This window comes from Streptomyces sp. NPDC058864 (assembly GCF_042742985.1).
In the GTDB taxonomy this organism is placed as follows: domain Bacteria; phylum Actinomycetota; class Actinomycetes; order Streptomycetales; family Streptomycetaceae; genus Actinacidiphila.
On sequence record NZ_JBHYMQ010000127.1, the window covers coordinates 1 to 12339 of the forward strand.

Here is a 12339-nt window from a genome sequence, read left to right on the forward strand (position 1 = left end):
GCTGCTCAACTCGCTGACCGCCGCCCAGCGCGCGTCCCTGGCCGCCGCGGAGAGCCGCGCCAACCGCTCCAACGAGCGCGTGGACCTGGGCAACGACCTGCCCGCCTCCTCGCTGGCCGCCGCGGCCCTCTCCGCCGCCAAGACCAGGGTCGGCCTGCCGTACGTATTCGGTGCGTCGGGCCCGAATGCCTTCGACTGCTCCGGCCTCACCTCCTGGGCCTACGCGCAGGCGGGCGCCGGCATACCGCGGCCCTCGCAGTTGCAGGCCAACGCGGGCACGCGCCTGTCGATGAGCCAGCTGATGCCCGGCGACCTCGTCCTGTTCTACGGCGACCTGCACCACGTGGGGCTCTACGCGGGCAACGGCCTGGTCCTGCACGCGCCGCGCACCGGCACGTTCGTGCGCTTCGAGTCCATCAACAACATGCCGTTCCAGTTCGGCGTCCGGATCTGAGCGCGGAGCGCGGAGCACGGGAGGCCGAAACCCTGTCAAGCGGCGTTCCTCGGGGCCTCGCGCGCGGGAAATCCGTTCGCCCTCCGTGCGGTGGCCCGTTACCGTCCGCGTGGACGGAGCCAGGTGGGGGACTCCACTACGAAGGGGGCGGTTCACATGGCGACAGAGGGCGCGCGAACCGGCCGTCTGGGCCTGTTGCTCGAGCAGTTCGACCACGCCAGTGAGATGGCACGGGTACGGCTGGCCGGCCTCGGCGACGAGGAGTACCTGTGGGAGCCGGTCCCCGGTTGCTGGTCCATCCGGCGCCGGGACGAGGCGACGACGCCCCGGGCCTTCGGGCCGGGGGAGTGGGTGCTCGACCTGGGTGCCCCGGACATCCCGGCCGGCGAGTACGCCGAGGTCGCCCGGCAGGCCGCCGGCGGCATGAGCGTCGAGAAGATCGCCGAGGACTGGAGCGTGAGCGTCGCCCGGGTCCAGCAGGTCCTGGCCCACACCGGTCCGGTGGAGCCCGACGAATCACCGGTCACGACCATCGCCTGGCGCCTGGGACACCTGCACTTCTGCTTCGCGGGCGGATGGGAGTGGACCTTCGGCGAGCGGCGGCACGAGCCGAAACTGCTGGTCGACTTCACGCCTTCCGCGACTGTGGCGCTCGACCGCTTCTGGGCCGTGGCCGACCGCTGGCGCGACAGCGTCTCCGCCGTCACCGACGGACAGCTCGACACGATCGGCTTCTCGCAGTACCCCTACGGCTCCGACCCCGACGAACCCTTCGTCAGCGTGGTCGCGGGGGCCAACCTGGAACTCATCCACCACATGGCCGAGATCGCGCTGCTCCGCGACCTGTGGCGGGCGAAGGGTGCCTCCGGCGCGCTCACTGGTTGATCCGCGCCGCGAGGAAGGGATCGTGCTCCGGCGCCTGCCTGCGGGCCCGCAGGACGTGCTCGGCGGGCGCTGCGGCCGGCACGCGCAGCGGAGGCGCGGGCTGCTCGATCATGGCGCCCACCGCCGCGGGCACCTCCCGCGCACCCCCGCGCGGGCGCGGGGACGCGGCTGAAGCCCGTCCGTGCGGCGGGTTCACGACGGGGCCGCCGCCGTGGCCACTCGACCGTGTCCCGGCGGCGGCCCCGTCGCCCGTCAGCGGTAGAGGCCGTCGACGATCTCCGCGTACTTCAGGGCTATCCGCGAGCGGCGCAGCTTCATCGTGGGGGTCAGCTCGTCGCTGTCGGCGAGCCAGTCGGCCTCCGTCACGTGCCAGCGCCTGACGCGCTCCACCCCGGACAGCCGCTCGTTGGCCGCCGACACCTCCGCTTCGACCGCCTTCGCGAGGTCCTCGTGGGTGACGATCTCCCGGTAGCCGGTCTCCCGCATTCCCCGGGCGGCCGCCCACGCGCCCGCGGCGTCCGGGTCCACGGCCAGGAGCGCCACGTTGTGCGGCCGGCCGTCGCCGATGACGCAGGCCTGGCCGATCAGCGGGCCCGCGGACTTCAGGGCCGCCTCGATCGCCACCGGCGACATGTTCTTGCCGGCGGTGTTGATGATGATGTCCTTCTTGCGGCCGGTGATCGTCAGGTAACCGTCCCCGTCCAGCACGCCCAGGTCGCCGGTGCGCAGCCAGCCGTCAGCGACGGCCTGCGCCGTGAGGTCCGGCCGCTGCCGGTATCCGGTCATCAACTGGGGTCCGCGGACGAGCACCTCCCCGTCCTCCGCGAGCCGCACCCGCGCGCCGTCCAGCGGGACGCCGACGGTGCCCGCGCGGCGGTCCCCCGGAGGATTCGCCGTCAGCACACCGCAGGTCTCCGACAGGCCCCACACCTCCGTCAGCGGCAGGCCGAGATCGCCGAAGAAGCGCAGGGTGGCGACGGGCAGCGGGGCCGCACCGGCCACGAGGAACCGCGCCTGGTCCAGGCCCACGCGCCTGCGGACGGCGGCGGCCTCGTCGGCCGTGAGGCGGGACGGGTCGACGCCCTGGGACTCCAGGGTCGCGCGCAGCTTCTCCCACACCCGCGGAACGGAGCCCCAGAACGTCGGGCGGACCTCCGGCAGCACCTCCGTGATGCGGCCGCCCTCCGGGAGGCAGGTGACCCGCATGCCGAGCGCCATCCACCAGTAGTGCGCCATCCAGCGGTCCGCCACGTGGGCCGACGGCAGGTACGACACGACGCGCCCGCCGCGCTCGAGGCCGGCGAGATCCGTCAGCGCGGTCAGCATCGAGGTCATGGCGCCGTGGCTGAGTTCGACCGGCTTGGGATCGCCGGTGGTGCCGGACGTCCAGATGATCGTCAGTGCCGAGGCGGCGTCCACCGCGCGCCACGCCGCCTCGAAGTCGAACCCGGCCGGCGCCGGGGGGAACGCGTCGAGCGCGTCGACCGGGACCACGTGCTCGACGAGTGTGTCCCGGGTCAACTCACCCGCACGCGCCAGCAGATCGCGCTCCCCGAGGACGACGCGGGTCCGCGCCCCCGCGAGCATGTACCCGACCTGCTCGGGCGACGACGTCGGATACACCGACCACGGCACCGCGCCCAGGTGCATGGCGGCCGTGTCCAGCAGGGTGAACTCCGGCCGGTTGCGCATCAGGAGCGCGACGGTGTCGCCCGGGCCGACGCCCAGCGCCGCCAGCCCGCCCGCCAGCCGCTCCACTTCGGCCGCGCACTCCGCCCACGTCAGCGCCGTGGTGCCGGCGGCATCGGTCAGCGCGACCTCGCCGGGCCGTTCGCGAACCGTTCCCTGGAACGCGTCGCACAGACTCGTGACGCCGGCCATCGGGCCGTCGTGACCTAAGGACATGCCACTCCTCGCATCTCGGACAACTGGAAGGCGCTGTGACCCGCCGCCCGCCCGCGGCGGAGGGACGGCTATCCGGCGTGCTGCCGTGCGGAACGCCGCATGGAGTGGCGTTCGGCCGGCGGCTCCTCACCGCGGATGTCGGCGAGGAGCGCGGTGATGGCGGCCATGATGTCCTCGGTGGCGGCCTTCAGGACGTCGGGGGTGATGTCCTTGCCGAGGTGGCGGCTGAGGTTGACCGGCGGTCCGGCCACGACGTGCACCGTCTGGCGGGGCACCAGCCACACACGGCGGTTGCCCCGGCCGCCGCTCGCGTACGGCGGCGCGATCCGGTGGGCGCCCCACTGGGCGACCGGGATGACGGGCGCGCCGGTCGTCAGCGCGATGCGCGCCGCTCCGGTCTTGGCGGTCATCGGCCACAACTGCGGGTCACGCGTGACGGTGCCCTCCGGGTAGACCGCGACGCACTCGCCCCTGCCGACGGCGGCGATCGCGTCCCGGAGCGCGGTCGCGGCGTCGGCGGTCCCGCGGTGGACGGGGATCTGGCCGGTCTTGCGCAGCACCATGCCCACGAAGGGGATCTTGAAGAGGGACGCCTTGGCGAGCAGCCGCGGCGGGCGGCCGCTGTTGTACTGGAAGTGCCCGTAGGTCAGCGGGTCGAAGTACGAGATGTGGTTGACGGCGGTGATGAAGCCGCCCTCAGCGGGTATGTGTTCGTGCCCGCGCCACCGGTGTCTGACGAGGACGAACAGCACGGGCTTCGCGATGGCCGCGGCCAGCCGGTACCAGAAGCCGTACGGGTTGTGCGATCTGCCGGTCACCCCGGGTTCTCCTTTGCTCGGGCGGCGCCGTCGGGCCGCTCGTCCTGTCGTTCCCCGGTGCGTGGCAGACCGGTGGCGTGTCGGTGTCGTCGGCGGTCCCGGTTAGACAGGGGCCGACAATTTACTTGAGCGCGCAAGAGCCTAATTGCTGCATGGCGCAACGATCAACTTGCCCCGGCCCCGGGAGGTCGTCGCCGTGCTGCCGGCGGTGTTCTACCGCTACGCGGGTGGGAAGAAGGTCGCGCAGAGCCGGGAACGGCTCCGCCCCATGATGGGCTGGGTCGACCGCGTTCCCATGCCGCTCGTCAGGTTCATCGGGACGGCGGAGGTCCTCGGCGCGGCGGGCCTGATCCTGCCGCCGCTGACCGATATCGCACCGTGGCCGGCCGTCGCCGCGGCGATCGGACTCGTCCTGATCCAGGTCGGCGGGATCGTGCTCCACGTCTCCCGCGGGGAGGCCCGGCAGATCGGTCTCAACGTCGTCCTGCTGCTGACCGCCGTCGCGGTGGCAGTGCTTGGGACGACGTGGCCGTGAACCTCGCCACGCCCAGCGGACCCTGACGCCGTCCGGCGCCGCCGGGTCCGCGGCGTCCCGTCCGCCCGGAGACCATGCCCGCGAAATCCCGTAAAAGCGTTCACGCAAGGCGGTTGATCCGATAATCTCCCGCAATCTCAGGTGAAGTCCACCACGTCTTCACCATCCAGCAGACGGGTGCGACGGAATCGCCGCACCCGTCGGAACCGCCGGCAAGGAACGCTCGTGAACCCGCAGAACTCGGCGCCCTGGGGCGCCGGATGGCAGTCCCCGCCACAGGCCCGGCCCCCGGGTTCCCCGGGTCCCACGGACACCTCGGGCAGGCGTAAGTGGTTCAAGCGCATCGGTATCGGCGCCCTGATATTCGTGCTCGGCGCCGGATGCGGCGGTGCCGTCACCGCCAACGGGGACACCGAGAGCAGCGCGAAACCCCAACCGACGCCTACGGTGACGGTCACGGCGACCGTGGCGCCCGCGGCCATGACCAGTCAGGTGAAGAGCCCGCTCGGCGCGGCGGAGCGGGTCGCCCGGAAGCACGGCTACACGGTCTCGGCCCATGACGCGAGCAACGGGGATGCCGTTCCTGGCGATGACTGGACGGTGTGCTTCGAGAAGGTCACCTACCGGAGCGTCGACTTCGCCACGGTGCCCGGCGACGCCCCGTGCCCGAAGGCGGACGGCGGCCCGATCCCGTGGCCGGCCATGCCGGCGGTCGTCGGCCGCAGCTACGACAGGGCCCTGGCGGCCATCGGCAAGGTGACCGACGGGGGCGTCACCCTCAAGGCCGCCTACGCGGACGAGGACGTCGACGACGTCTCCGCGGAGGAAGGCGAGTACGACGCCTGGAAGGTCTGCTTCCAGACCCCCGGCCCCGCGACGCGGGTCAAGGGCGATCCAGAGGTGACGCTGTGGCTGGTGGACGGGACGTGTCCGGCCAAGAAGGGCACTTACAAGGACCGGACGAACGACCCGGACTACTCGCCGCCGGTCCGCGACGAGCAGGCGCCGAGCTCCGGAAACGGTTCCGCCGGCAGCGGCGACACCACCTCCACGTGCGAGATCGTCTCCAACTCCGGGAACTGTTACAACGCGGGCCAGTTCTGCCGGGCCGCGGACGTGGGCCGTTCCACGCACGCCGCCAACGGCCGCATGATCTCCTGCCGTGACGAGGGCAGTGTGAACCGCTGGAACTACTGAGCGCGCGCGGTCGCAGGGGGCGCGTCGGCGCCCTCTGCGACCGCTTGTCCGGCGTCGCGGTCCACCCGTGTGGTGACATGCAGACATGGCCTTCCTCGGTGTCGACATCGGCACATCCAGCAGCAAGGGCGTCCTCGTCGACGCCTCCGGCGCGGTGATCGCGACCGCTGTGCGCACGCACGCCGTCTCGCGTCCGGGACCGGGACACGTGGAGATGGACCCCGAGGTGTGGTGGCAGGAGTTCTGCGGCATCACCCGTGAGCTGCTGTCCGGTGGCCCGCGCGTGGACGCCGTCGGCGTCAGCGGTATGGGCCCGTGCGTCGCGCTGGCCGACGGCGCGAACCGGCCGCTGCGCCCGGCCGTGCTCTACGGCGTGGACACGCGGGCCGTCGCGCAGATCGCCCGGCTCGACGCCGAACTCGGCCGCGAGGCCGTTCTCGACCGGTGCGGCAGCGTGCTGTCCACGCAGGCGGTGGGGCCGAAGGTGGCCTGGGTGGCCGAGCACGAGCCGGAGGTGTTCACCGCCGCACGGAGGCTGTTCATGCCGGCCTCCTTCCTCGCCCACCGGCTCACCGGCGCATACGTGCTGGACCACCATTCGGCCAGTCAGTCCGTCCCCTTCTACGACACCCGGGCGCAGGACTGGTACCGCCCCTGGGTGGACGCGGTGTGGCCGCACGCGGAGCTGCCCGAGCTGCGCTGGCCCGGTGAGCCGGCCGGGACGGTGACGGCCGGGGCGGCGGCCGGGACCGGGCTCGCGCCGGGCACGCCCGTCCTCACCGGCACCGTCGACGCCTGGGCCGAGGCGGTCAGCGTCGGCGCGACGCGGCCGGGCGACCTGATGCTCATGTACGGCACGACGATGTTCCTCATCGCCACCGTCACCGGGCAGTTGCGCGTGCCCGAGTTGTGGAGCACCGTCGGTGCCCACCCCGGCACCCGGTCCCTCGCCGGGGGCATGGCCACCTCCGGAGCCGTCACGGACTGGCTGCGCGGCCTGTTCGGCGCACCCGACCACGCGGCCCTGCTGGCGGAGGCCGCGGACAGCGGCGTCGGCGCACGCGGTCTCGCGATGCTCCCGTACTTCGCCGGCGAGCGGACCCCGGTCGCCGACCCCGACGCCCGCGGGGTGATCGCCGGACTCACCGTGGAGCACACCCGCGGCGACCTCTACCGGGCCGCGCTGGAGGCCACCGCGCACGGCGTACGCCACAACGTCGAGGCGATGCGGCACGCCGGCGCCGGCATCGAACGGGTCGTCGCGGTCGGCGGGGGTACCCGGGGCCGGCTGTGGACGCAGATCGTCTCCGACGTCACCGGGCTGCCCCAGGACATCCCGGCCGTCACGGTCGGCGCCGCCTACGGTGCCGCCCGGCTCGCCGCCCGTCTGGCGGGCGAAGGGGCAACCGCGGCGTGGAACCCGGTGCGCGACCGGTGCGTCCCCGACCCGGCGGCGAGCGCCGTGTACGACGGGCTGCACAGCCTGTACCGGGACCTGTACCCGGCCACCCGGGGCGCGGTCCACGCCCTCGCCCGGTTCCGGCGCGAGGCCGCGCGCGCCGGGAGCGCCGGGAGCGGCCGTGCGTCCTCATGACGGGCGGGCGCCTCCTGCTGACGGATGGGCGTCGCCCGGTCAGGTCAGTTCATCGGGCACGGGGACACCGAGATGCGCGAGCAGCGCGCCGACCTTCCGGTCCAGCTCGCGCCCGACTTCGGTGATCTCGGACCGGCCGAGCGCGGTGACCGTGTCGCTGGGGCGGTCGATCGCGAACACCGCCTCACCCGAGGGGGATTCGTGGATCGTCGTGCGCAGGGGCGCGTACATCAGGGCACCGGCGTCGTGCCGGTACATGCGCTCGGCGATGATGTGATTGCCCATCAGGTACTCGGTGCAGCGGGCCTGGTCGCCGGCCACGCCGAACAGCGGCTGGGCTTCGAACTTCCAGTAGATCATGAACCCCAGTGGAGCACCCTCGTCCGCGAGCCGGTGCACCGCGCTCCAAGGAGCCCGCTCGGTGACCAGCTCGAAGGTGCGTCCGTAGTCGAGCGGAGGGACGGCCTGCTCGTAGCGGGCCCGGAACCGCTCGTAGTCGGTTCCGACCGCGATCTCCAGTCGTGTGACGGAACGGGACACCGCGCGGATCGTGGGGTGCGTCGTCGTGGTGTGGTGGACCATGACCTGCTCCCTTCTGGCTTTCCTTGCAAGAGCCAGCCTAGGGCGCACAACAGGCTTTCGCAACAAAAGCCAGCATTTCGGGCATCGTGAGGGCGGTTCACGGGGTCGCGGCGGCGCCGAGCGTCTGGGCGGCGTCGCCCTGCCAGGGCCTGATCCACGCGGTCTCGGTGCGAGGCACCGGCCGCCGGCAGTGCGGGCAGCGGCGGCCGGGTTCGATCGACTGCCCGCAGGCGCTGTGCACGAGCCGCATCGGCCGCGTGGGTGACGCGGACTCGCTGTGGGTGTTCCCCCACACCATCAGGGCGTGCAGGACGGGCAGCAGGTCCTCGCCCGCCGGCGTCAGCCGGTACTCGTCGCGGGTCCGGCCGCCGCCCTCGGGCCGGTAGGGGATGCGTGCGAGCAGTCCCGCCCCGACGAGCTGCCGCAGACGGTCGGCCAGGACGTTGTCCGCGATGTCCAGCTCGGCCTTGAACTCGTCGAACCGCGCCGTCCCGCCGGTGGCGTTGCGCATGATCAGCAGCGTCCACCGGTCGCCCAGGACGTCGGCGGCCCGGCCGATCGGGCATGGTCCATCGGCCGTTCCGCGGCGGGGACCGGGCATGCCGTACCTCCTGACTTGCTTGACGCAAGCCTACGGCCTTTGCTGCCGGACATGGGACGATTTACGCTGAATGGTATGAATTCTGACAGTCAAGGTTGATTACCATCCGCAACCGCCCCGGCTGGGGCGGGACGCAGGGGGCGTCGCATGCGGTTGGCCGAGGGAGTGATCGTGTACGCGCGTTTCGCAGGGAAAGTCATCCTGATCACCGGAGCCACCTCCGGCATCGGCTGGGCGACCGCGGAGCGCGTCGCCGGCGAGGGTGCGAAGCTCGTCCTCGCGGCCCGCGGCCGGGAGGTCGGCGAGGCCCTGGTGGCCGATGTGCGCGCCGCCGGGGGCGAGGCCGTCTTCGTGCGCGCCGACGTGACCGTGGAGGCCGACGCGGCGGAGGTGGTCCACCAGGCGCTGTCGCGGTACGGCAGGCTCGACGGCGCCTTCAATAACGCGGGCGCCCCCACCGCGGACGGCCCGGTCACCGATGTCGACAGCGGCGCCTGGCACGCGGACCTGGAGCTGAACCTCACCAGCGTCTTCTACGCCCTGAAGCACGAGATTCCCGCCCTCCAGGCGGGCGGCGGAGGCGCGATCCTGAACAACGCCTCCGTCTGCGGTGTGGCCGCCTACCCGAACAGGGCCTCCTACAACGCCGCCAAACACGGCGTCATAGGGCTCACGCAGTCGGCGGCGCTGGACGCCGCCATGGCCGGCGTCCGGGTCAACGCCCTGATCACCGGCGGCGTCGACACCCCGCTCACGCGGTCCCTGGCGCAGGCCGACCTCGGTGTGTCCCCGGAGGACGCCTGGCGCTCGGCCGAAGCGATGCACCCGCTGGGCCGGATGGCCCGGCCGGAGGAGATCGCCGCGTTCGCGGCGTTCCTGCTGAGCGACGAAACCGGGTTCATCACCGGAGCCGCGCTCGCGATAGACGGCGGGATGACCGCCCGCCTGTAGGCCCCGCCGGGCCGGGCCGGGTTCGTCCGTCAGTCCCCGGTCGCGGAGCGGCGCCTGCGCGGTGCGGCGGCCTCGTCGAACTGCTCCGTCTGCAGCGTGGTGATCCGCCGGAAGGCGGCCTTGAAGCGTGCGTACTCCCGCTCGCCGACCTCCTCCGCGTGACGCTGCTCGATGGCGGCCATGATGGCGTCGGACTTGCGCATCTGGTCGCGCCCCAGGGCGGTGGGCACGATCAGTTTCGCGCGCCTGTCGCTCGGATCCGGGCGGCGCTCCACGTAGTCCAGGGCCTCGAGTTCGTCGATCAGATTCCCGATGACCTGCTTGTGGGTGCCCGACAGCCGGGACAACTCGGTCGCCCGGCTGCCCTCTTCGTCGATGTACCCCAGCACCGTGCCGTGCTGGGGGCGCAGCTCGGGATGGCCCTGCTCGGCGAGCTTCTCGAAGAGTTCCTTCTGGACCGAGAAGAGCAGGCGTGCGGACATGATCCCGACATCGGGATCCGTCACTTTCCGTTCACTGCGCCGCACGTCCGGCCACCCCTCTGCGTCTCGTGTCCCTCACTAAGGTCGATCGTAGTGGCGTGACCTCGCCGGGCGCCGTCCCTGGCCGCCGACGTCCTGCCCGCGCCCCGCCGCCGACGTCCCGCCCGCGCCCCGCCGCCCACGGCCGCCCCGCGCCCCGGCACCTGTCGCCGCTCCGCCCGAGCTTGCAGCCGTCCCCGGGGACGCCTAAGGTTGGTAGTCAAGATCAGTGACTATCAAGTTTGCTCACCAAATGCGTTTCCGCACACCACCCGTCAGGAGCCGTGGATGTCTGTGATCGAGCTGACCACGTTTGTCGTCGCACCGGACCGGACGTCGGACATGCTGTCGGCGCGCTCCGGCATGCTGTCCGCTTTCCGCAAGGACCGCCGGGGCTTCGTGACCGCACGCCTCGTCCGCGTCGCGGACGACACCTGGCTGGACGTCGTCGAGTGGACGGACGCCCTGGCCTTCGACGAGTCGCGTGCGAAGGGGGCCAACCTCCCCGAGATCGCCGCGTTCTTCGCCACGATCGACGAACTCGTCAGCGCCGAGAGCGGTGTGCGCTACGACGACGCCGCCGACGGTCCCCGGGCCGTGCGGACCGTCGCCTACGGCACCGAGCCGTCCCAGGTCGGGGAGTTGTACCTCCCCGAGGGCGAGGGCCCCTTCCCTGTCGTGGTCCTGGTGCACGGCGGCTGGTGGACGGCCATGTTCGACCGCCGGCAGGTCGTACCGCTCGCCGAGGACCTCGTGTCGCGCGGCTACGCCGTCTGGAACGTGGAGTACCGCAGGATCGGCGAGCCCGGCGGTGGCTGGCCGGGGACGTTCGACGACATGGCGGCGGCCGTGGACGCCGTCGCGGACCTCGACCCGGCGCTCGACACCGGCCGTGTCCTGGTGGTCGGGCACTCCGCGGGCGGTCACCTGGCCGCCTGGGTCGCCCACCGCTCCGCGCAGCCGGACGGTGTTCCCGGCGCGCATCCCAAGGTCGAGCCCATCGCGGTGGCGTCACTGGCTGGGGTCCTCGACCTGGTCCACGCCGACTCGGTCGCGCTCGGCGAGGGACTGACGGACTCCGGCGCCGACGTCCCGCCCAACGCGCCGCCGCCGTCCCACCCCGGCGTGTGGCCCGCGGTGGCGGCGCAGGCCGGGAAGGGCATCACCCGGCTGCTGCTCGGCGGGAGCGCCGCCGAGCACGCGGACCGGTACGCGGTCGCTTCCCCCGTCGAACTCGCCGAGGGCGGGGTACCGGTCCCGATGCTGGTCGTCCACGGCTCGGCCGACGAGGTGATCCCGCCGGCCTACGCGCAGACCTATGCGCAGGCCGCCATGGCCAAGGGGGCCGACGTCACGCTCGTCATGTCGCCCGGATCGGACCACTTCGACGTCATCGACCCGGACGGACACGCCTGGGGCGTGACCCGTGCCTGGCTGGACGAGCGGCTGCGGCTGTCGAGGGGCCGCTGACCGGGGCCGCATGCGCCGCAACCCGGTGCCGGGGCCGACCGCGGGGTCCCGGCGCCGGGTTGCGAGTCGTCACCTGCCGCCGTACGCCGCGGAGATCTGGCCGACGAGGACGGCGAACGGCATGTCGAGGGCCTCGTACACCCGGCCCGCCTCGGGTGCGGCGTTGTCGCCGAGGATCTCGACCATCAGCGTGGCGTAGTCGCTGACGATGACGCCCGCCTGCTGGAGCCGGATGAGGCCCGCTTCCCGCTTGGCGTTCGAGAACGTTCCGGACGCGTCGAGCGCCACGTAGGTGTCGTACCCCTCGGCGGCGGCCGCGATGGCGGGGAGCGACGCGCACACCTCCAGGGAGATGCCCGTGAAGATGAGCTTGCGGCGACCGGTGGACGTGATGGCCTCACGTACCCGGTCGTCGTGCCAGGCGTTGACGGTGCTCCGGTCGATGACCTTGACCGTGTCGGGGAGCGCGTCGGCCAGTTCACCGATCAGCGGGCCCCACAGGCTCTCCGCGGAGGTGGTGGTGACGACGGTGGGGACCCGGAGGACCTGTGCCGCTTTCGCCAGGGCCACCACGTTGTGCTTGAGCTCCAGCAGGTCGGTGTCCCGGACACCGCTGTAGAGGCACACCTGGTGGTCGACCAGGACCAGCGCGCTGTTGTCGGGGGTCAGGAACTCGTGGAACTTGCTGTCCGACATGCTGCACACTCCTGCAGTCGGGGAATGGAACCATCCAAAATAGTCAAAATAGGTGACTACCTTCGAAGCTAACTCGCCCCCCGGCGCGACGCAACCGCAGTCGGCGCGGCCTCGGCGGGCGGCTGTGAAG

14 protein-coding genes are annotated in these 12339 nt (G+C 72.3%); 7 read left to right on the plus strand and 7 right to left on the minus strand.

Annotated features, from left to right (window positions below):
• Window positions 1–454: C40 family peptidase (locus ACFW3D_RS41200; protein WP_500513545.1), on the plus strand; the 454-nt coding region annotated here is incomplete at its 5' end.
• 156 nt (window positions 455–610) lie between these two features.
• A complete protein-coding gene (locus tag ACFW3D_RS41205) occupies window positions 611–1339 on the plus strand; it encodes a DinB family protein (RefSeq protein WP_500513547.1) in 729 nt (242 codons plus the stop codon).
• Here the strand turns inward: ACFW3D_RS41205 and ACFW3D_RS41210 are convergent.
• The 3 genes from ACFW3D_RS41210 to ACFW3D_RS41220 all read right to left on the minus strand — a co-directional run bounded on the left by ACFW3D_RS41210 (window position 1329) and on the right by ACFW3D_RS41220 (window position 4062).
• Entirely contained in the window at window positions 1329–1451 is a 123-nt protein-coding gene (locus ACFW3D_RS41210; protein ID WP_500513548.1) for a hypothetical protein, read from the minus strand. The genes ACFW3D_RS41205 and ACFW3D_RS41210 overlap by 11 nt on opposite strands.
• 140 nt (window positions 1452–1591) lie before the next feature.
• Window positions 1592–3244: an AMP-dependent synthetase/ligase gene (locus ACFW3D_RS41215; protein WP_500513549.1), complete on the minus strand. Its 1653-nt coding sequence runs from the start codon at window positions 3242–3244 to the stop codon at window positions 1592–1594.
• Window positions 3245–3312: 68 nt separating this feature from the next.
• On the minus strand, window positions 3313–4062 hold the full coding sequence (locus ACFW3D_RS41220; RefSeq protein ID WP_500513550.1) for a lysophospholipid acyltransferase family protein: 750 nt from the start codon (window positions 4060–4062) through the stop codon (window positions 3313–3315).
• Between the two features lie 169 nt (window positions 4063–4231).
• On the opposite strand from ACFW3D_RS41220, the gene ACFW3D_RS41225 reads away from it, so the two are divergent.
• The 3 genes from ACFW3D_RS41225 (at window position 4232) to ACFW3D_RS41235 (ending at window position 7388) form a co-directional block, all read left to right on the plus strand.
• Complete coding sequence (locus ACFW3D_RS41225; protein WP_500513551.1) at window positions 4232–4597, plus strand: DoxX family protein; 366 nt, start codon at window positions 4232–4234, stop codon at window positions 4595–4597.
• 225 nt (window positions 4598–4822) lie between these two features.
• Window positions 4823–5794: a PASTA domain-containing protein gene (locus ACFW3D_RS41230; protein ID WP_500513552.1), complete on the plus strand. Its 972-nt coding sequence runs from the start codon at window positions 4823–4825 to the stop codon at window positions 5792–5794.
• An 85-nt stretch (window positions 5795–5879) separates the two neighbouring features.
• Window positions 5880–7388: an FGGY-family carbohydrate kinase gene (locus tag ACFW3D_RS41235; protein ID WP_500513553.1), complete on the plus strand. Its 1509-nt coding sequence runs from the start codon at window positions 5880–5882 to the stop codon at window positions 7386–7388.
• 39 nt (window positions 7389–7427) lie between these two features.
• Here the strand turns inward: ACFW3D_RS41235 and ACFW3D_RS41240 are convergent, their stop codons facing one another.
• Both ACFW3D_RS41240 and ACFW3D_RS41245 read right to left on the minus strand, forming a co-directional pair.
• Window positions 7428–7970, minus strand: a complete 543-nt coding sequence (locus ACFW3D_RS41240; RefSeq protein ID WP_500513554.1) for a DUF302 domain-containing protein — start codon at window positions 7968–7970, stop codon at window positions 7428–7430.
• Between the two features lie 97 nt (window positions 7971–8067).
• Window positions 8068–8571, minus strand: coding sequence for a winged helix-turn-helix transcriptional regulator (locus ACFW3D_RS41245; RefSeq protein WP_500513556.1), 504 nt, complete (start codon window positions 8569–8571; stop codon window positions 8068–8070).
• A gap of 171 nt (window positions 8572–8742) precedes the next feature.
• Between ACFW3D_RS41245 and ACFW3D_RS41250 the strand changes: the two genes are divergently transcribed.
• Entirely contained in the window at window positions 8743–9522 is a 780-nt protein-coding gene (locus ACFW3D_RS41250; RefSeq protein WP_500513558.1) for an SDR family NAD(P)-dependent oxidoreductase, read from the plus strand.
• Window positions 9523–9551: 29 nt separating this feature from the next.
• On the opposite strand, the gene ACFW3D_RS41255 is transcribed toward ACFW3D_RS41250, so the two are convergent.
• Window positions 9552–10028, minus strand: coding sequence for a MarR family winged helix-turn-helix transcriptional regulator (locus ACFW3D_RS41255; RefSeq protein WP_500513559.1), 477 nt, complete (start codon window positions 10026–10028; stop codon window positions 9552–9554).
• 303 nt (window positions 10029–10331) lie between these two features.
• On the opposite strand from ACFW3D_RS41255, the gene ACFW3D_RS41260 reads away from it, so the two are divergent.
• Window positions 10332–11513, plus strand: a complete 1182-nt coding sequence (locus tag ACFW3D_RS41260) for an alpha/beta hydrolase family protein (protein WP_500513560.1) — start codon at window positions 10332–10334, stop codon at window positions 11511–11513.
• Between the two features lie 69 nt (window positions 11514–11582).
• Here ACFW3D_RS41260 and ACFW3D_RS41265 read toward each other — a convergent pair whose 3' ends face one another.
• Complete coding sequence (locus ACFW3D_RS41265; protein ID WP_500513561.1) at window positions 11583–12209, minus strand: isochorismatase family protein; 627 nt, start codon at window positions 12207–12209, stop codon at window positions 11583–11585.
• Window positions 12210–12339: the final 130 nt, after the last annotated feature.

Bases quoted from the DNA above. Each gene is read 5' to 3' on its own strand.
- ACFW3D_RS41205 (WP_500513547.1), top strand. From the start codon at position 611: ATGGCGACAGAGGGCGCGCGAACCGGCCGTCTGGGCCTGTTGCTCGAG.
- ACFW3D_RS41210 (WP_500513548.1), bottom strand. From the start codon at position 1,451: ATGATCGAGCAGCCCGCGCCTCCGCTGCGCGTGCCGGCCGCAGCGCCC.
- ACFW3D_RS41215 (WP_500513549.1), bottom strand. From the start codon at position 3,244: ATGTCCTTAGGTCACGACGGCCCGATGGCCGGCGTCACGAGTCTGTGC.
- ACFW3D_RS41235 (WP_500513553.1), top strand. From the start codon at position 5,880: ATGGCCTTCCTCGGTGTCGACATCGGCACATCCAGCAGCAAGGGCGTC.
- ACFW3D_RS41240 (WP_500513554.1), bottom strand. From the start codon at position 7,970: ATGGTCCACCACACCACGACGACGCACCCCACGATCCGCGCGGTGTCC.
- ACFW3D_RS41245 (WP_500513556.1), bottom strand. From the start codon at position 8,571: ATGCCCGGTCCCCGCCGCGGAACGGCCGATGGACCATGCCCGATCGGC.
- ACFW3D_RS41260 (WP_500513560.1), top strand. From the start codon at position 10,332: ATGTCTGTGATCGAGCTGACCACGTTTGTCGTCGCACCGGACCGGACG.
- ACFW3D_RS41265 (WP_500513561.1), bottom strand. From the start codon at position 12,209: ATGTCGGACAGCAAGTTCCACGAGTTCCTGACCCCCGACAACAGCGCG.